Annotated in this window: 15 protein-coding genes and 1 pseudogene; 5 read left to right on the top strand and 11 right to left on the bottom strand. The window is 41.6% G+C overall.

The window, feature by feature from the left end:
* Positions 1-89 precede the first annotated feature (89 nt).
* Positions 90-284 (top strand): hypothetical protein, encoded by a 195-nt coding sequence (locus tag V7K35_RS00395; RefSeq protein WP_335075452.1) that lies wholly within the window; start codon positions 90-92, stop codon positions 282-284.
* 52 nt (positions 285-336) lie between these two features.
* Here the strand turns inward: V7K35_RS00395 and V7K35_RS00390 are convergent, their stop codons facing one another.
* Entirely contained in the window at positions 337-522 is a 186-nt protein-coding gene (locus tag V7K35_RS00390) for a hypothetical protein (protein WP_335075450.1), read from the bottom strand.
* Positions 523-1,141: 619 nt separating this feature from the next.
* On the opposite strand from V7K35_RS00390, the gene V7K35_RS00385 reads away from it, so the two are divergent.
* Positions 1,142-1,978, top strand: a complete 837-nt coding sequence (locus V7K35_RS00385) for a PEP-CTERM sorting domain-containing protein (RefSeq protein WP_335075448.1) — start codon at positions 1,142-1,144, stop codon at positions 1,976-1,978.
* Between the two features lie 266 nt (positions 1,979-2,244).
* Here the strand turns inward: V7K35_RS00385 and V7K35_RS00380 are convergent, their stop codons facing one another.
* Positions 2,245-2,529 carry a DUF427 domain-containing protein gene (locus tag V7K35_RS00380; protein ID WP_335075446.1) on the bottom strand — a complete coding sequence of 95 codons (285 nt, stop codon included), beginning with the start codon at positions 2,527-2,529 and terminating at the stop codon, positions 2,245-2,247.
* Between the two features lie 1,195 nt (positions 2,530-3,724).
* On the opposite strand from V7K35_RS00380, the gene V7K35_RS00375 reads away from it, so the two are divergent.
* Positions 3,725-4,129, top strand: a complete 405-nt coding sequence (locus V7K35_RS00375) for a hypothetical protein (RefSeq protein WP_335075444.1) — start codon at positions 3,725-3,727, stop codon at positions 4,127-4,129.
* A 533-nt stretch (positions 4,130-4,662) separates the two neighbouring features.
* Here the strand turns inward: V7K35_RS00375 and V7K35_RS00370 are convergent.
* The 4 genes from V7K35_RS00370 to V7K35_RS00355 form a co-directional block, all read right to left on the bottom strand.
* Positions 4,663-6,879, bottom strand: a complete 2,217-nt coding sequence (locus V7K35_RS00370; RefSeq protein WP_335075442.1) for a lytic transglycosylase domain-containing protein — start codon at positions 6,877-6,879, stop codon at positions 4,663-4,665.
* 808 nt (positions 6,880-7,687) lie between these two features.
* Complete coding sequence (locus V7K35_RS00365) at positions 7,688-9,082, bottom strand: carotenoid oxygenase family protein (RefSeq protein WP_335075440.1); 1,395 nt, start codon at positions 9,080-9,082, stop codon at positions 7,688-7,690.
* 78 nt (positions 9,083-9,160) lie between these two features.
* Positions 9,161-9,496 (bottom strand): hypothetical protein, encoded by a 336-nt coding sequence (locus V7K35_RS00360; protein WP_335075438.1) that lies wholly within the window; start codon positions 9,494-9,496, stop codon positions 9,161-9,163.
* Positions 9,497-9,527: 31 nt separating this feature from the next.
* Positions 9,528-11,522 (bottom strand): MASE1 domain-containing protein, encoded by a 1,995-nt coding sequence (locus V7K35_RS00355; RefSeq protein ID WP_335075436.1) that lies wholly within the window; start codon positions 11,520-11,522, stop codon positions 9,528-9,530.
* A gap of 106 nt (positions 11,523-11,628) precedes the next feature.
* Between V7K35_RS00355 and V7K35_RS00350 the strand changes: the two are divergent.
* Together V7K35_RS00350 and V7K35_RS00345 are read left to right on the top strand one after the other, a co-directional pair.
* A pseudogene (locus V7K35_RS00350) lies at positions 11,629-11,835 on the top strand (tyrosine-type recombinase/integrase); the annotation flags it as partial.
* 36 nt (positions 11,836-11,871) lie between these two features.
* Complete coding sequence (locus V7K35_RS00345; protein ID WP_335075434.1) at positions 11,872-12,492, top strand: Uma2 family endonuclease; 621 nt, start codon at positions 11,872-11,874, stop codon at positions 12,490-12,492.
* Here the strand turns inward: V7K35_RS00345 and V7K35_RS00340 are convergent.
* From V7K35_RS00340 to V7K35_RS00320, 5 genes are all read right to left on the bottom strand, one after another.
* Entirely contained in the window at positions 12,474-13,751 is a 1,278-nt protein-coding gene (locus V7K35_RS00340) for an FAD-dependent hydroxylase (RefSeq protein WP_335075432.1), read from the bottom strand. The two genes, V7K35_RS00345 and V7K35_RS00340, sit on opposite strands and share 19 nt — an antisense overlap.
* 225 nt (positions 13,752-13,976) lie before the next feature.
* Positions 13,977-14,132 carry a hypothetical protein gene (locus tag V7K35_RS00335; RefSeq protein ID WP_335075430.1) on the bottom strand — a complete coding sequence of 52 codons (156 nt, stop codon included), beginning with the start codon at positions 14,130-14,132 and terminating at the stop codon, positions 13,977-13,979.
* A 610-nt stretch (positions 14,133-14,742) separates the two neighbouring features.
* Positions 14,743-15,030 (bottom strand): hypothetical protein, encoded by a 288-nt coding sequence (locus tag V7K35_RS00330; protein ID WP_335075427.1) that lies wholly within the window; start codon positions 15,028-15,030, stop codon positions 14,743-14,745.
* Between the two features lie 427 nt (positions 15,031-15,457).
* Positions 15,458-16,216 carry a YebC/PmpR family DNA-binding transcriptional regulator gene (locus V7K35_RS00325; protein ID WP_335075425.1) on the bottom strand — a complete coding sequence of 253 codons (759 nt, stop codon included), beginning with the start codon at positions 16,214-16,216 and terminating at the stop codon, positions 15,458-15,460.
* Between the two features lie 312 nt (positions 16,217-16,528).
* A complete protein-coding gene (locus tag V7K35_RS00320) occupies positions 16,529-18,100 on the bottom strand; it encodes a metallophosphoesterase family protein (protein WP_335075422.1) in 1,572 nt (523 codons plus the stop codon).
* Positions 18,101-18,128 lie beyond the last annotated feature (28 nt).

The raw sequence follows: 18,128 nt of genomic DNA, 5'->3' as shown, positions 1-18,128 counted from the left end.
ATTTTATAAATATCGCGCCTATTTTTTAGCTGCCGCAGGAATTGCAGAGTTTAGGGATTATTTCAGAGCATAGGAAATAGGAACACAAATTGTCAAGTGGACAATTGATAGTCCGAGTTCAATCAAAGAAGAAGCAAAGCTTAGGGAAAATTCTACAGGATAATCAGCATCGCTTTGAGGTAGTCAAAGGTTTAAGTGGTTATTGGCGATTGAATGATGAATACTACTATTTAGCCTGGGAATGCGCCCAGAATATGCCTTACCCCGATTTCTATCAAGCTTAGCCTCAGCATAATGTTGTTACTCGTACAATGCGAAGCTTAAAGAAAATCCTCTTCACAAGAATAATTTAAATACTTTTGCAGCAGCGACGTTACAAATAAATTTGCGGTAGTAACCGATAGCTTGCCCATTTGTTCCAAAGATAGAGGCAGATGTTACGAATATTGGTATGTTAGCAACAACAGTTTGAGCATTTGCTATAAATGCGTACTCATTTGCTGCAATTACTGTCGCATTCATAACAATTGCTTAAAATTTAATCAAACAAATTAAGCAATAGTTATAAATGGATACTCATTTACAGCAATTCTCTACTCATTTATAACAAATGCTGTCGCATTCATAATAAATGCTTCAAATTTAATCAAATAAATTAAGCATTAGTTATAAATGGATACTCATTTACAGCAATTGTCTACTCATTTATAACAAATGCTGTCGCATTCATAATAAATGCTTCAAATTTAGTCAAATAAATTAAGCATTAGTTATAAATGGATACTCATTTGTAGCTTAGAGGAACTTCAATTTCTTCAACTCGCCATGCAGCTTACAGCATTTTGCATCTAAATGAAGTACATCCTTACCCCCCTTAATCCCCCCTTGTCAAGGGGGGAGACCGGAAATCTAGTTCCCTCACGCCACATGCTTCAAGTCGGGCATTGCCCGCCCAACGCAGTGGCTCCTCTTGTCAAGGGGGGAGATCGGAAATCTAGTTCCCTCCCCTTTATAAGGGGAGGGTTAGGGTGGGGTAAAAAATATTTGATACATCAATCATGACTTTTCAAACAACCTCTAAGATGTATGAATAATATCCGAAGTTTTGGGAATTTTGATAAATTAATACAAGGAGTTTCAGATGATAAAAAACAATAGAAAAAAGGCTCTCGCTCAAGCTATTTCCACAGCTGTTGCTCTGGGCTGGGTAATAATGCAGGTGGAATCAGCACAAGCTGCTACCTTAACGGTTAACAATCTCAATGACAGTGGCGTTGGCTCGTTGCGAGACACTATCAACATTGCAAATAGCAATGACGTGGTAGAGTTCTTATTGGGAAGTAACCCCAGTAAAATTACCCTGACGAGTGGGGCAATTGCGATCGCTAAAAATCTTACTATTAATGGCCCAGGTGCTAATTTACTTACCATCAATGGTAATCATCAATTCCCCGTGTTTGACATTAGCGCCGCCGATGTTACACTTTCTGGGCTGGCGATCGCTGGTAATTTCAATGCTCACGATTTTAGTAACCTAACGTTTACCAATAGCACAATTAGCGGCGACAATTTTAAGATAGATATTAATGGTCGTGGACTAAAGCTGATCAATACGATCATCAGCGGTAACAATACTGTAAATATCAATACTACGGATTATATAGATTTGCTGCTCGATGGTAGTAAAATAAGTAAAATAACGACTCTAGGTAACACCACTAACGCCGGCAATTTAACTATCTCTACTAAAAACCTAAACATTGCCCTCAGCAACGTCAACGGCAGCAATCCTGACCAAATCAGCGCTGGTCTAGCAGGAAACCTAGCTCTACTAACAATCGGCATAATTCTTCCACCCGATGCTATTATATCAAAACCAGTACCCGAACCTAGTGCGATCGCTGGTATTATACTTGCGGGTAGTCTGGCTTGGCTGGCGCAGAAAAAGCAAGCAGCATTTCGCAAAGCAAAGGTATAATTACGTCTCAAAATAAAGTTTTACTTGAACTGCATTGGTTGAGATGGTGTAACCAAATCATCCTCTGTGTGCTTTTCGGATTAGAGTTGATGATAGCGATCGCTTCAGTAGATTACACTCCAAAATCCTTGTCTATAGTCGTCAAACAAGTGATGACAAGAACAGTTTAAATAATTAGCCCGCCTGCGCGGGCTAATTATTTAATAGGCAATTAGCCGGACATAATATTAATCTCCCTGAAAATAAAATACTTCCAGGAACCTTTATTAAGCCTCAACTTTTACACCCTTCCAGAAGGCGACATAACCCTCGATATTCTTAGCCTTCTCCTTGGCACTGGGATAGTACCATGCGGCGTCTTTGTTGACTTTCCCATCAACGTCAATACTGTAGTAGCTGGCAACACCTTTCCAAGGACAAGTACTGTGGGTGTTACTGTCTGTGAAGTATTGCTTGTTAATGGTGTCAGCAGGGAAATAATGGTTGTTTTCCACAACTACGGTATTATCACTCTCAGCTAAAACTGTTCCATTCCAAATTGCTTTTGGCATAAATGAGTTTGCAAATAAAGTATACATTTAACATTTTGACACGATCAGCTTATTTTATCCTCCTGAACGGCTACCTTAGAGGATGTTTGAAAAGTCCATAATGATGTATAAAATATTTTTTACCCCTCCCTAACCCTCCCCGATATATTGGGGAGCCACTGCGTTGGGCGGGCAATGCCCGACTTGTTCGCGCAGCGTCTCCCCTTGGGAGAAGCATGTGGCGTGAGGGAACCGGATTTTTCTTGTTTCCCCCCAATATATCGGGGGGACTAAGGGGGGTAACAACGCAATTAAAATCACAGTTAACCACTTTTCAAACAACCTGTTACACGAAAGTCCGTGCAAACTCAAATGAATGGTCAGTAAGGTTTATAGAAAACTTTGCAATGCCAGTATTAATTTACATCACTTTTATTTATCAAGTTAAGAAGTAAAAGTATTTGCTTTTATTAGAAAGACTTTCTAGCATATTGGTATGGAAACTTTATTAGCTAAAACACAGTTGGATTTCAGTTTCTAGCCGAAAGCAAAAAATATCTAGAAGAGAAGATCATAATTACATATATGTGAGCGATCGCACCTTCTATAAATGCTTGCAAATCAAAGATTTGATCTAGTGAATCTTTGCTTTTTCTGAGTTATTACTTACTAAACCTTATACGAATTCCCAATTTTTGATATTGGGGTCAATTTGACTCAGCCGTTTGGATAATTAACAAATTAAGCTATCAAATGAACTGAGTATAGGAGGTTGAGATTTATAAAACAGTGGACTTTATTACTAGATATCACAGACTGATTGTACTTTGTTCTAATTGAGGATAACTCTACAGACCTCTTGCATAAGTCGAATAGACCCCCCTTAATCCCCCCTTATAAATGGGGGAAACTTGAAATCTTGCGCCCTCCCCAATACATCGGGGAGGGGTGATTCAAGGATTTTTGCAAGAGGTCTTATGAACTTACAAACTTGATAAATTCTGCACATATTGTTGCTTGGATTAATTCTATGCCTAAAATTACTAGCCTTCATACAGCCAATAATAACAACAGTGGCGCATCGAAAAACACAGCTGTTAACTCTAACACTTTATCTAGCTATTCCCCGAATGTAAATTACCTCAAATCCTTTGATACGAGCTTTATTGCGTATCACATGATGGGTCTTAGTAATAGTTAAATCGAGAAGAAAATTATGAAAGTTACAAACTTGCTCAACTCTGCATTTATCGTTGCTTGTATTGCTTTTATACCTGGAATTGTTGGCGCTCAAACAGCTAATAATAACAATAGTGCCGGACAAATAAACACATATGTCAACCCTAATACTTTACGTACTAATTCCCCAAATGCCAGGTATCTTCAACCTTTCAATACTACCTTTCTAGCTTATCAAGGTTATTTCAAAGAGCAGGGTATTCCTAGTGGGGGCGCTTTGGTATCTGAATTCCAAATAGGAAAAGTGACTGCAAAAGATGTGGTTCAGGCTGCTGTCAAGGCTAACAAATTACCAGCACAAGTTTTGAATGATCAAAGTTATCTCAATGCGGTCGAGTCGCAGTTGACATCATTGAGTAATATTAATGATTTAAATAACTAACTAGAGTTTAGACTAGTCAGGAGTGCGAAACTCTAAGAGGTTGTTTGAAAAGTCGTGATTGATGTATTAAATATTTTTTTACCCCTCCCTAACCCTCCCCGATATATTGGTGAGGGGACTGGATTTTCTGGTTTCCCCCCAATATATCGGGGGGATTAAGGGGGGTGATAAAAATCACAGTCAAACACTTTTTAAACATCCTCTAAACCCTTACGGCAATTGATGTATAGCAAGGGACTGGGGACTAGGGACTGGGGACTGGGGACTGGGTGAAAAGCCTTTTTGTGTCTAAGTTTTATCATCTGTTAATCTCCTAACCATTTTGGCTGTTGCTATATCTACTAATTAGTCGAATAAAAAGACCTTTAAGAGGTTTCACTACATAAAACCTGTCCCTCTCCGACGGGCGAGAGGGACAGGTTTGAACTTTAATTCAAGGCAGGGAGAGGTTCATGGAACTCACGTAAAATTGTATATGTGCTTTCCCTGCTCCTCTTCTCCCTGCTTGGTCATTTCTACCGAATTGGGTAATATCACTGCGCCGGCAATTTTGGGTGTGTAGTCGAGTACTTTGCGACAATACCAGAAATCTCAGGGTTGTAAAGTCTCAAATAATTCCAATAGTTGCCAAAAACTTGACGCACATAATTTTTGGTTTCATCAAAGGGAATTTCTTCAACAAACTCATCCGGATCTTTTGTAGTTAGAGTTTGTAGCCATTTGGAGACATTGCCGGGGCCAGCGTTGTAACTGGCGATCGCTAGCAAGGAGTTATTGTTATATTGCTGATGGGTATGATCCAAATACCATGTACCCAGCATGATATTGTCGTTGGGATTTTCGAGGTTTATTGTTTTGATATCCAACTTAATTTGTGGAGCGATCCATTGAGCTGTAGTCGGCAACAACTGCATTAAGCCAGTAGCGTTAGCAACGGATTTGATTTTTGGCTCAAACCGCGACTCTTGACGGATGAGAGCGGTGACTAGCAGAGGATTCAGTTTACGCTCAATAGACCACTTTTCAATCTCTCGCTGATAGGGAAACGGATAACGCGCTTGCCAGTAAGTGATCTGTTTACTCAGAGTCTGATATTGGGCAAGTTCAGCTGGTGTTTCCCGATCTTCCAATTTAGAAATTTTATCAATTCCAATGAGATTTTCTCCCTTTGCCTGCCGAATTAACCCTTCAGTAAATTGCTCTGCTACCGTTGGCTGAATTTTATTCTGAAATTCTGTTTGCCATTGTAACCAGGCATCGCGGTCTTGACCTAGCAGATATAATTCTTTTAAAGTCTCAGAACCAGCAGGTGGTAATGGACGCTCTTGTGCGATTACTTCTGGGTTCATGACGCGCACGTTGTCAAAGTTGCCAACATTTAGCCCCAGCATCGTCGCTGCTCGCCATGCATAGTAAGAGTAAGGAAACTGGCTAATCACATACTCATAAGCAGTTTGAGATTCCTGCTGTTTGCCTAGTAAAGCTGCCCATTTACCTACCCAAAAGCCTGCTCTTGGAGCCAAAATACTATTGGGATTATTGGTGACAATTGGTTCTGCCCATTGCCAAGCACCGACGTAATCTTTGGTATTGGCTTTATCTTGGGCGATTTTCCAGCGATACTCTGCGGCTTCATCAGAATTTCCGTACTTGGCTATGAGTAATTGCCACGCCTGGCTAGCTGACTTTTGATCCTTAAGGGTTTGGAGAGTTTTGGCTTTTTGTGCCAGTGCAGTACTAGCTTGTTTCGGAAATTTACTAATTACCTGCTCAAGATAGGGTAAGCCGTCTTTAGGAGTTTTTGCGGTTTCTGCTAACCGCAGTAGTGCAGTCCCAGCTTCCTCAGTATTTGGAAATTGCTGCACTAGTTGTTTATAGGTGGCGATGGCTACGCCCGCCGCAGGCATCGCTTTTTCTTTATCTTTGCCTCCTACCTGTAACCCCCGTGCAGTGCGGTAGAGGTTGCGCGATGTTTTGGGTGCTTTGGCATAAGCATTTGCGGCTTTCAAAAATTGACTATTTTCCCAATAGCCTGTACCAATTAGTTCCCATTCTTCGGGTTTGAGGGTAGGCTGTTTTACTAGCTGATCTAAAACGCCCACTATGCCTGGTTGATCATAGGCATATTTAGCCAAAATTAATTGTAATTGTGGCTGATTGGGATTATCTTGCAAGCGTTTGCGGATAATTTCCCAAGTCAGAGGATTGGAAGGAAATTGAGCGATCGCAGTTTCTTGTTGCTTCGGTTGGGCAATTAGATATAGCGCTTTCACCGTGGCCGCTTCTTTGGGATACTGTTTCAGCACACTTCGCCTCAGATCCGAGGCTTTGCCGTCCTCGCCCAGGATATCCTGTGCCTGAGCTTGTTTCAGCAAAATGTAGGGCGCTAGAAGGGGATAGTCTTTATCTAATCCGTCCAGTAAAACCAGCGCTTTTTTAGCTTGGGTTCTTTCAATGTAATCACTCGCCAAAAGATAACGAGCGCGATTTCGGTCTGGCGATCGCGATTGTTCGGCGATCGTTGCTAGTTTTGCCGCCCGTTCTGGCAGGGATTGTGAGATCAGTGGAAAGACGGCTGATTGAGCAATGCTACCCTCTGATGTTTGCCCTGCTTGATTCTGACTCAGTTTGAGCCATTTCCCCAAAGATTTGCCAATCTCAGGTGCTGATACCATTGCCCCAGCTAAAAAGGCAAACAGTGCTGCACCCGCAATTATCGAAATTTGCTTTTTCTGTAGTTTCTTCAGCATGAATACCCGCTGAAAAGTTCCGGTGAATTTCTTGAAACTCTAGCACTCCTAACCATCAGTGTTACCAATTTTTAATTTTAGATTTTTAATTTTATGTAGAAAAATCCTAATTTTCAATCCTACAGTTAGCAGTACTGTGTAGATAGCATATATTAAATCCTATTACATCTATCTGATGAGAGAAGCACTACCCTTCGGGTGACGCTCCAACGCTAAGAGTCTTCCAATAAATAAATGATCTAAAGTCTATCATTGCGTAGGCAAAGCCTTCCTGTCATAAGTGTCAACTTAACGTGAAACCCTTGTCAAGACGTGATATTCAGTTCTCTGGCTTCCCATCACGATCCGCGTCACCCCACCCTAACCCTCCCCGATAGATTGGGGAGGGAACTAAATTTCCTGTTTCCCCCCAATACATCGGGGGGATTAAGGGGGGTAAAACGCCTCATGCATTTGAACTTAAGTTGACACCAATGCCTTCCCCGTAGGGTACGCAAGGCAGTGGAGCAAAGCAATCACATCAGAGATTGCTTTATTCCGCTTCTCTACGAGACGCTACCGCGAAGGCTCCCGCAATGACAATTGGGCATTTTTTTACTTGGATTACTCTAATGTAGGACTTACGCAAAAATTACCAAAAAGCTTAATTTATCGAACCGCCAAGACGCCAAGAGCGCCGAGAATTCGTAGAGTGTGCGTAAGTCCTATAATGCTAACGCCAGTCGCTACAACGGGGAGCAAGTGGCGTGGGAACCGCCAAGGGCAGGTTGGCTCACCAACTCACATCAACCACTAACGTTAGTTTTGCTCAAGTTTGGAATTGCGCTTCATCAATCCAAGCAGCATGGAATCCATAGGGGACTCGCTGGGGAATTAGTACCTGCGCTATAGGCCCGGACGTGACATCTTGGGCATTTACTACGATTAATTCAGAAGTTTCTGAACCCTCATCATGAACTAAAGTTAGGAGCCAGCCATCATCCTCTGTTGTCGCGTGAGGACGTGGTACAAAAACGATATCTCCGCCATAACGCCCAACTCCGAATTCTAATGTTTCGGATTTACCACGATTAAAATCGTACTTGATCAGCGCATCAAACAAGAGAACTGGATTATTAGCGACTCTTGCACTGTAGCCGTATCGTGTTTTTTTCCCTAGTAGCTGTTCATTGATACGGGGAAATTCAATGGGTACATTATCTAACATTGTTTCTTTAACAAAACCAGTCTTGAGATTGAATCGCCACTCGTATAGAGGTCTGTCAACTCCTTCTTGTTCATCAAAGCTTTGGACTGGTTCTAAAAGTCCTGAGTTCTTCATTCGACAACCGCTTAAGACTATCTCTTCTCCTTCTTCGTAAGCATTGAGAGTGTGAGGTACGAAACAAGCTGAACTCTCGAACCAACGGACATCACCATTATTTCCATGACGTGGTAAGATGCCAAAGCGACTAGGGCGATCGCTCTCGAATAATAGCAGAGATTCTCCTCGTTGTGCCCGTTGTGGATTAAAAGTCAGGGGCAGATCCATAAAAATTGTATAGTTTTCGCTGATTGCAAAATCATGCATCATCACTCCTATTGGCAAGTCAATTGGCTCAGTCCGTAACAACTTGCCTGCTGCTGAAACCACGCCATATTGTAAGTAAGGCGGTGTAAATGGAGAGTAGCCAAAAAACATCATCTCGCCCGTAACTGGGTCTACTTTAGGATGGGCAGTAAAGGCAGAAGCTAACTTACCATTGTAGGTGTACTCGCCAATTGTCTCTAACTCAGGCAGCTTAATAGCATAAGGCGCTCCTCCTTCCCATAATGCTAATAGTTGACCCGCGTGCCAAACAATAGCTGTATTAGCAGTATTTTTATATGACCCATAAGGATTATCCATTTGCGGTGGTTCCATTAAACCAGACCAGATGGCCTTACCCTCTGCTTGCTCTATTTTCCATTTTTCGGTTTGAACGTAGCGATTGCAATAAATTGCTTTGCGATTGTGAATTCGCACACCATGCAACATTCCATCTCCATCAAACCAGTGATACTGACCAATCGGCTTCCACTGTGGATTAGCACCATTGCGGACAAATATCCCCGATAAATCCGGTGGTAGTTCACCTATTACTTGCAAGGTGTCAGTGGTAATTTCTTGATGAATTGGTGCAAAGTTACCATCAAGATAAGGATTTATTGCTGTTATTACCATTTGTTTTCCTGATGAAAGCGCCTAATTCTCTAGCTTGGTGTTTGCTTTTTATTGTAGACATCACAAATTGCTAATGTCTTAGCGAATAGCAAATGGAGTCGCCGAAATAGCAAATGCGTACGCCGAAATAGCAAATGCGTACCCCGAAATAGCAAATGCGTACCCCGAAATAGCAAATGCGTACCCCGAAATAGCAAATGCGTACCCCGAAATAACAAATGCGAACGCCGAAATAACAAATGCGAACGCCGAAATAACAAATGCGAACGCCGAAATAACAAATGCGTACCCCGAAATAACAAATGCGTACCCCGAAATAGCAAATGCGTACCCCGAAATAGCAAATGCGTACGCCGAAATAGCAAATGCGTACGCCGAAATAGCAAATGCGTAGGCGTAGCCAGCCGTAGGCATCGCTTCTCGAAATTCTCTAAATTGTGCTTACTCAAGCAATCCTCTTAGCTTTTAGAGGAATCTCAATCACAAACTTTGTGCCTTGCCCCAGTGTGGAATCACACCAAAGATTACCGTCATGCTTCTGGGTCACAATTTGATAGCTCATAAACAAACCCAAACCAGTGCCTTTGCCAACGGGCTTAGTGGTGAAGAAAGGATCAAATAGTTTAGAGCAAATCTCTTTTGGAATGCCTGTTCCATTGTCAGAAATCATAATCATTACTTGATTTGTATCGATTTGACGAGTCTGAATCCAGATGTTATTGGGGTTAGCTAAAATGTCTGGGAACGAACGCCCCTGATTAGATTCTTCTAATGCATCTACAGCATTGCTTAAAAGATTCATAAACACTTGATTAAGGGAGCCAGCATCACATTCAATCAGTGGTAACTGATTATACTCTTTAATAACCTGGATCTGGGGACGATTGGCTGTTGATTGCAATCGATGTTGTAAAATCACCAAGGTACTATCAATCCCTTGATGAATATCTACAGCTTTCCATCCTGCTTCATCCAAACGCGAGAAGTTCCGCAGCGATAACACAATAGAAGAGATCCGCTCGGTACCAATTTTCATGGACTCAAGAATCTTGGTAACATCTTCCCGTAAAAAGTCCAGTTCAAGTTTATCCAATTCTGCGTGCAGGGCAAGAGGTGGATTTGGATAGTGCTGTTGGTAAGCTTGCAATGCTCTCAGCAGACCTTGGATATGCTCAGAAAGATAAATTAAGTTGCCATTAATGAAATTAACTGGGTTATTGATTTCATGGGCAACCCCTGCCACCATTTGTCCCAATGCAGACATTTTTTCACTGTGAAGCATCTGCAATTGAGTCTGTTTAAGCGTTTGTAGAGTTTGGTTCAGAGTCGTATTCTTTTCATTCAATTCTTCAGTTCTCTGCTGAACTCGAACTTCCAGAGTTTCATTGGTTCTGGCTAATTCGGCAAAAGCTAAACGCAGCTTGGTTTCTGCTTGTGTTCGTTCTGCGATCGTCGCTGTTAGCATAAGAATGGTGAGTGTAATCACGCCGATAAACGATTGCAGTTGGATCAAAGATTGGTCGAGATCCTTACTCACAAAACTACCTTTACCATTGACAGTTGCGATCACAGCGATCGCAGCCACAATAAAAGTTAACAGCATTGTACTCGGTTGCCCCAGTCGAAAGGCAGACCAGATCAACATCGGAATCAACATATACTCCAGGTGATATCCCTCACCAAAAGCAACTTTGCTGATAAGAATGACCAACCCGATCAGGATAACTGGCTCTACTAGGATTAACCAGAATTTTAAAGGGCGTGAGTTTGCTCTTGAGTGGCGAATATGAGAGAGATTTTCACAATCCTCTGACGTTGAACTGAGGAATAACCATTGCCAGATTGGACGTCGCTTTTTTTGAGTGAATTGCCCCCAACTAAGCAGAATCGGAGTGACGATGAAAATTCCCGAAACATTAGAAATCCACCAGGTTAACCAAACTGTCCCACACGCTGTCCAGGGAACTTTACCACTCAACGCCAAGCAAGCCACTCCAACAGTTGCATTGATGCTTGGCCCCACCATGCCGGTTAAGAGCAAAAATTTGAACACGTTGGTGACACGTTCTAAGGGATAGCTTTGGTTGGTAGTTTTCCGCAGCAGGAAGGCACCCAACATAGTCCCCAAGGTTGTTCCGATCGCAATGAAAAGAACTGGCAGCGTTGAAATCACCAGGGACAATAAACTTGTTGGATCTCGGAATGCCCAGAAGTTGGCAAGAAATGAACCCAGTAAAACACCGTACCCAATCCAGTTACCAAACAACAAAACAGCCCCAGCAGCAATTCCATCCGGGGGCCAAACTGGAGTCACATTGTTCGGTGTGGAGGCAAGATGGCGTGAAATTTCAGCCATTTGATAGTAGGCGATCGCCAAAACAACGATGCCTCCAATTTGCCTTAGCCCATGAGGGAATATAGGGGATTTTTCTCGAATCATCTGTTTAGTGGCTGTTTGATATCAACGTTGCTAGTCTTTACATAGAATGCCCTTTTCCCTTAAAGTCGGAACATAAAGCAGCCATGAAAGTAGAAGACAAAAAGCATTAAAACAAGCGCTTCATCAAGCTGGTATTCAAAAAAAGGTGGGTTGTCATGCATTTCGCCAGAGTTTCGCTACCAATTTACTGCAAAATGGCTATGACATCCACACAATACAGGAATTATTCAGACACAAATATGTGAAAACTAGGATGATTTATACCCTGGCTCTTAACCGTGGTGGAAAAGCTGTCCGCAGTCTCCTAGATTAGAGATAATATTTCTATCATCAGTAATTCTCAAAAGTCATGACTCAAGCCATACCCAAGCTAGTAACCTTTGAGGAATTTGTCGATTGGCTACCCGAAAATCGACGAGTCCGTTACGAACTACATAAAGGAGAAATTGTTGAGATCGCACAACCAGTAGGGGAACACGAAGAAGTTAAAGGATTTCTAGGTATCAAAATTTCTGTCGAAATCCAACGTCTAGGATTGTCCTACTTCATGCCCAACCAAGTTATAGTTAGACCTGCTGAAAAAGATTCTGGTTACATCCCAGATGTGTTGGTGCTAAACCGTGCAAATCTGGCAAATGAAAAATTATGGAAAAAAGAATCTATCGTTAGTTTAGGTGCATCAATACCTTTGGCGATTGAGGTTGTATCAACCAACTGGCGAGACGATTACTATTTAAAATATGCTGAGTATGAAGAGATGGGTATCCTGGAATACTGGATTCTCGATTATGCTGCCTTGGGTGGACGTAATTTTATCGGTAATCCTAAACAACCAACAATCACCGTTTGTAACTTAGTTGATGGGGAATATCAGATAAGTAAGTATCGAGATAGCGATCTCATTGTTTCCCAAACTTTTCCCGAATTGAATCTCACCCCAAACCAGATTTTTCAAGCTGCTGTGGTGTAGCGTTTATCTTTTGCCAATTCTGGAGTCCGTCCCTTCAAGCCGATCATTAACTTCAGCATAAACACTTTTAATACAGGTACTCGCTGCAAAAACCATAAACCCAGACGACGAACCACCACCACAGGTAAGAAGTTATTAGAAAACATCCGATCTAACAAATCGGTAAAACCTAAAATCGTCAGGTTCTCTAGCTTGCGCCAGCGTTCATAACCTTTAAGAATCTGAATATCGCCAATATCTTTACCCGCTAGGTGCGCTGCTTGGATTACTTGCGCTAAAGCCGCTGCATCCCGAATCCCCAGATTTAAACCTTGTCCGCCGACAGGATGGCAATTGTGCGCTGCATCACCAATTAATGCTAATCGGGGGAGAACATAGCGATCGCTTTGCATGAGTTGTACCTGAAATACAAAGCGATCGCCTAGTAATTCCAATTTCCCCATCTGATTGCCATAGCGACGGGTGAGTTCTACCAAAAATTGCTCATCATCTAAAGCACATAAAGCTTTTGCTTCTTCGTGGGGGGCTGTCCAGACAATGCGGCAACGGTTCCCTGGTAAAGGTAAAATCGCAAAGGGCCCGCTAGACCAAAATCTTTCGTAAGCAGTATTGTTGTGCGGTTTTTCTGGTTTAACAAATGCAACTATGCAAGACTGCCAATATTTCCAGCCCTGAGTTTTAATCCCAGCAGCTTGACGAATCGGCGATCGCGCCCCATCTGCTGCTATCAGTAATTTGCTCTTGACTGTCTGTAGCTGATCGGCAACTTTAATATCTATCGCTACTATATCCTTCTGGTACTGCGTATTTACTACTTCAGCCGGACACAGATAAGTCACATTTGAACAATTTTGGACAAACTCCTGCAAAGGCTGCAACAGCGTTTGGTGTTCTGCCACATAACCTAACTCTAGTGTACCTATATCATCTGTGGCAAATTCTACTACATTGGGAGAATCGGCATCAGAAAGATGAACTCGGCAATATTTGGCTATTTGAGGCAACATTTTGTCCCAAACTCCAATTCCTTGATAAATTAGGGCCGAAAGCATATGAACTGCGTAGGCTTGCCCCTTAGCTACAGCCGCCGATGCCACTTTTGCCTCAATCAGCAAGACACTCAAGCCAGAATCTTTTAAAGCAGAGGCTAGAGTTAACCCAATAATCCCACCGCCGACAATTACCAAATCATATTCATATCCCCGCAAGTCTGGCGGTGTTGGTTGAGGGGAAATTTGCTCAAGCTGCGTTAGGGCCATTGTTAAGTTAGGTTACAGCGTCTTAACTCTTATTTTGACGCGATCGCGCCCTTTAGAGCAAGCAAACATTGAAAAACCCCGCTGATGACTAAAGACAACAGCGAGGTAACACAGCTTTACTTATTTTGCAGATAAATAAAGTATAAATTTTATTGCAGAGCTACTACCAACTATTACTAAGGGTAATTAATCATTAAATATGCTGTGTTTGACAGCAGGAGATGTCTACCTATGTTTGTAGATGTGATGTCTTTTGTGATGATATCTATGATGATGCTTAACAGCAGCTGAAGCTGGTGAAGCTTGAAACATTGGTGCAGCAATAGCTATGGGAGTAGCAAGTACTAGAGCTAGAACTAAACCTTTAGCAAACTTGTTCATGTGATTTCCTTAATTCCATTTCTGTAGTGAACCCATAAATTAAATATGACAAAGACACTTGTCGTTTTCTTGTTATTTATATGAAGTTTTTGTGGAGATTTTTGCCGATACTAGCATCTATGTACATCTGGAAAATTATTAGTCCACAGAGAAAAAACTACGAAGGTTTTTAGGCAATTATTAAAAATTACTTTTTGGACTAAATAAAGGTATTTCTCTTGTTTTAAAAAAAAATATCAATTAAAAAAACCTGCTGTGATCCATAGCAGGTCTAAATAATATGGTACGTAGTTAGAAAGTAGTAGAAAATAAATATTTTATAAAACCACTACAAAATACTAAAGCTAATAGCAACTATATAAGTCATACTTGAGTAGTAAAATACTCATGAATAACGGTCTATAGCCTACGTAATTTAATTATTAAGTAGATATCGAATAAACGTTTGGTACTTTTGCAAAAGATGAGTTTATAAAAAACTATTTATTTCCATCAATAATTCTAGGATTTACACATAATAGATTTCCAAAATCTCTTTTAAAGGATACTTTTAATATCCCCCTTGTGAAAGGGGATAGAGGTTTTAGGTTTTCAATGCCTAAGTCCTAAATTAGTTATTTGGGGTGGTTGGTGTAGCTGCGGGTGGGGTAGTTGTACCTGTTGGAGTAACGTGTTTTTTAAGTGCGGATTGTTTAACTAAGGATTTACTTCTAACAGCTTTGCCGTGGTGGTGGTGTTTATGATGCTTACGTTTTGCAGTCTTGGATTTGGCAACTTTAGCAGTTGCGTAAGTTGTAGTCGGGCTAGAAGTAGTTTTGGCTTGAACACTGGATGCAGAAACAGCTACAGGGGCAGCAAACATTAGAGCCAAAAGTAAGGCTTTAGCGAACTTATTCATTTGAAACTCCTCATCAAATAACCAATCGCCTAACTATCTACTAGCGATATGTCATTAGTTTGTAATTTGTGTGAATCTTACGTGTGATTTTTAAATTATCTCTATTTAAAGATAGATGACTTTAATTGAATACCTTAATATTAGTGTAATCACGTGTGCTAGGATACTTTTAATTGCTCAAAGCCTTGAAGCATCTGGGTTTATACTCAATACTTTCCTATATGTGATACTTGTTGCCATCTAACTTTGACGCATGAGAAGATTGATGTAACATTTTACACATTGCGTGGGTTTTCTAGGGTATCGATTAACTTGAGCAGCGATGTCTACGATGGGCTATGACGCTCTTTGACGAGACGCTGCGCGTATGCTATCGGTGTCGCGTCTGAGTAGCTTGATAGGGGTATGATGGCTGTATTGATTTTAATTAAGAAATACTGAGAGCCATCAATTCTTCTGATATATCAAAGTTAGCTGTAACATTTTGCACGTCATCCAAGCCTTCTAGAGTATCAATTAACTTGAAAAGCGATCGCGCCTGCTCCAGATCAGTAACTTCTACACTATTACTGGGAATCCAGCGCAATTCGGCATCAGTCACCTTAAAGCGTTGATCTTTGAGTATCTGGCTAAGGGTTTCTAAATTTGCAATGTCAGTAAATACTTCAGCCATCTCATCTTCAGTCATTTCATAAGACTGGGCACCGCCTTCAAGGGATGCTTCTAAAAGCTGTTCTTCGTCAACCATACCCTGCACCACACAAACGCCTTTTTGGTCAAACATCCAGCTAACACAACCTGTTTCACCAAGATTGCCACCATTTTTACTAAAAGCTACACGCAAGTCAGCAGCAGTACGATTGCGATTATCTGTGAGGGCTTCGATTAAAATTGCTACACCACCAGGGCCATAACCTTCGTAGCGAATCGCTTCAAAGGTAGCATTATCCCCGCCAAAAGTACCTGCACCTTTAGCGATCGCTCGTTCAATATTATCATTGGGGATACTTGCAGCCTTTGCTTTGTCAATTGCTGTGCGAAGTTGAAAATTCAGCGCCGGATCTGGTACACCGCTTCTAGCCGCAACGATAATCGCCCGCGATAACTGAGTGAAGGTTTTTCCCCTTTTTGCATCTACTACCGCTTTTTGGCGCTTAATGTTTGCCCATTTACTATGTCCTGCCATAATCTGAAATTATCAAAACTTTATTCAAGATTATGATATAAACGCTTGCAAAAAGCATAACTTTAGATAATTGTGCAACTATCCATCAAAGTGGCAAAGTTGTTGTGAGGGAACTAGTACCGCTACACGGAAGTCACTCATTCAAAAGTTAAAAGTTAAAAGTATTATGGAATAAGCTCTTTAGGCATTTTAAATGGTTGCTCTATTTACGCCGTGGTATACGAGAAAAATTGACCAATCATTTTTATCAACATAACGCCTAGATTTAATTTTCAAGTGATGTAGTTTACCGCCGTAGGCATCGCATTCTGTTTAAATCACAAAAGGTTCAAGTTCGCGGTTATACCACTCATCTCTAATACGTTCAGTAATCAACGGTCTGATGATAAATTTGGGTGGACTACCATCAAGAACATCAATCCGCACACATGAGTAAGGCAGGCGGTTCTGGTAATTGTAGTCGTGACGACCTACAAAAAGCATTGAATCAGCAACTTTCCGAGTAGGTTCACCTGCAATTTCGGTAAAAGTCTCCATCAATTCAGTTCCCTTTCGCCGTTGATAACGGGGACGATGACCACTACCACCAGAGATAATACAGTTAATGTTGGAGTCAGCAAATCCGGTATCAGTTGTGCAAAGATGCTCCAAACAGTGAGCGTGACCATTTAAAATCAAATCGACTATGGGACGTTCTTTAATTAGAGAACCAAGAGTTTGTGCCACTTGTTCAAACACCCAGCGCAAGCGGTGGCGAACCGCCAAGGTTTGTGCCTGATCCCACTTCGTAGCCTCTGTGACATAGGGCGGATGGTGGAAAAAGATTACACGTCCGCGCACCTCGGAGGTGTTCCAAGATTCAATGAGTCTGCTTCGCAACCATTCAAGTTGTTCAAAGTCGATCGCAGGCATTTCATCAGATGCCAATTGTTTTTCAATATCGATTTTTATCTCATTTATTTGGTCTAATTTGGCGCTAAGTTCATCAAGTTGTTCTGCTTCGGTGGGTTTATCTGGGTTGAGGCGATCGCATATTTCCAAAATCTGCAATTCTTGTTGATCTATTTCCTGGCGACGCTTTTGCAATTGGCGGCGGTAAATTTCTCCCTCTTGAGTTGCAGGTAAGGGTGATGGTGTATTAAAGGTATTAGAATCCAGTGCGAAAAAGTCAATACCGCCGTAACGAAAGGTGTAATAACGATTAGGTAAACGGGTAAAATTTCCCGGTTCGTAACGCAAACAGCGCCCTGTGTTGGTCTTAGCAGTATAGTGTTGATCTAAATGACATTCTAACTCTTGTGGGGAAGCGATCGCCTGGGTATAGTCCATAAATGCTCGCGCATAGGCATTACCTTGATATGATCCATGCCAGCCAATCTCAATATCTTTGTAGCGGAACAGGCGACGCAATGAAGATGTTGTTCCAGTAAATAAACGATACATTAACGGTACATCGTAATAATCATGATTACCAAGTACTGGCAAAAACGGCAGATTAAACACCATGCGATCATAGGGAATGCTTTTCGGGTTGTCGCCACCAACAAGAAATTCCCGGTAAGGCTCAATAAAGTTTGTTGAATAATACTCTTGGGAACCCACCACATAGATTACATCGCCTGTGTGTAAAACGAAACTGCAATCATCGCGGTGAGTCAACATCAGTTCGGCAACTTTTCGTTGGGGGTGATGTTGAGAATGGGATTTGGTGCCAGAATCACCGATAACCATAAAGGAAAATTCTGGACTATCCTGCCTGCGATCGTCAATAACCATACTGGTTTGGTCAATTCCCCGTTGCCCAAAACTTGGATGCATCCACCGCACCCGTTCCTTCATCTTTTGAATTTTTACAGGAATCGGTGGATCGGAAATCAATTTCATGGCTGATAACTCTTGAATGCCTAATGCA

This window comes from Nostoc sp., assembly GCF_036917275.1.
In the GTDB taxonomy this organism is placed as follows: Bacteria; Cyanobacteriota; Cyanobacteriia; order Cyanobacteriales; family Nostocaceae; genus Nostoc.
This window is presented reverse-complemented; position numbering and strand designations above follow the sequence as displayed.

Bases quoted from the DNA above. Each gene is read 5' to 3' on its own strand.
- V7K35_RS00390 (WP_335075450.1), bottom strand. From the start codon at position 522: ATGAATGCGACAGTAATTGCAGCAAATGAGTACGCATTTATAGCAAAT.
- V7K35_RS00385 (WP_335075448.1), top strand. From the start codon at position 1,142: ATGATAAAAAACAATAGAAAAAAGGCTCTCGCTCAAGCTATTTCCACA.
- V7K35_RS00380 (WP_335075446.1), bottom strand. From the start codon at position 2,529: ATGCCAAAAGCAATTTGGAATGGAACAGTTTTAGCTGAGAGTGATAAT.
- V7K35_RS00375 (WP_335075444.1), top strand. From the start codon at position 3,725: ATGAAAGTTACAAACTTGCTCAACTCTGCATTTATCGTTGCTTGTATT.
- V7K35_RS00370 (WP_335075442.1), bottom strand. From the start codon at position 6,879: ATGCTGAAGAAACTACAGAAAAAGCAAATTTCGATAATTGCGGGTGCA.
- V7K35_RS00365 (WP_335075440.1), bottom strand. From the start codon at position 9,082: ATGGTAATAACAGCAATAAATCCTTATCTTGATGGTAACTTTGCACCA.
- V7K35_RS00360 (WP_335075438.1), bottom strand. From the start codon at position 9,496: ATGCCTACGGCTGGCTACGCCTACGCATTTGCTATTTCGGCGTACGCA.
- V7K35_RS00355 (WP_335075436.1), bottom strand. From the start codon at position 11,522: ATGATTCGAGAAAAATCCCCTATATTCCCTCATGGGCTAAGGCAAATT.
- V7K35_RS00345 (WP_335075434.1), top strand. From the start codon at position 11,872: ATGACTCAAGCCATACCCAAGCTAGTAACCTTTGAGGAATTTGTCGAT.
- V7K35_RS00340 (WP_335075432.1), bottom strand. From the start codon at position 13,751: ATGGCCCTAACGCAGCTTGAGCAAATTTCCCCTCAACCAACACCGCCA.
- V7K35_RS00335 (WP_335075430.1), bottom strand. From the start codon at position 14,132: ATGAACAAGTTTGCTAAAGGTTTAGTTCTAGCTCTAGTACTTGCTACT.
- V7K35_RS00330 (WP_335075427.1), bottom strand. From the start codon at position 15,030: ATGAATAAGTTCGCTAAAGCCTTACTTTTGGCTCTAATGTTTGCTGCC.
- V7K35_RS00325 (WP_335075425.1), bottom strand. From the start codon at position 16,216: ATGGCAGGACATAGTAAATGGGCAAACATTAAGCGCCAAAAAGCGGTA.
- V7K35_RS00320 (WP_335075422.1), bottom strand. From the start codon at position 18,100: ATGAAATTGATTTCCGATCCACCGATTCCTGTAAAAATTCAAAAGATG.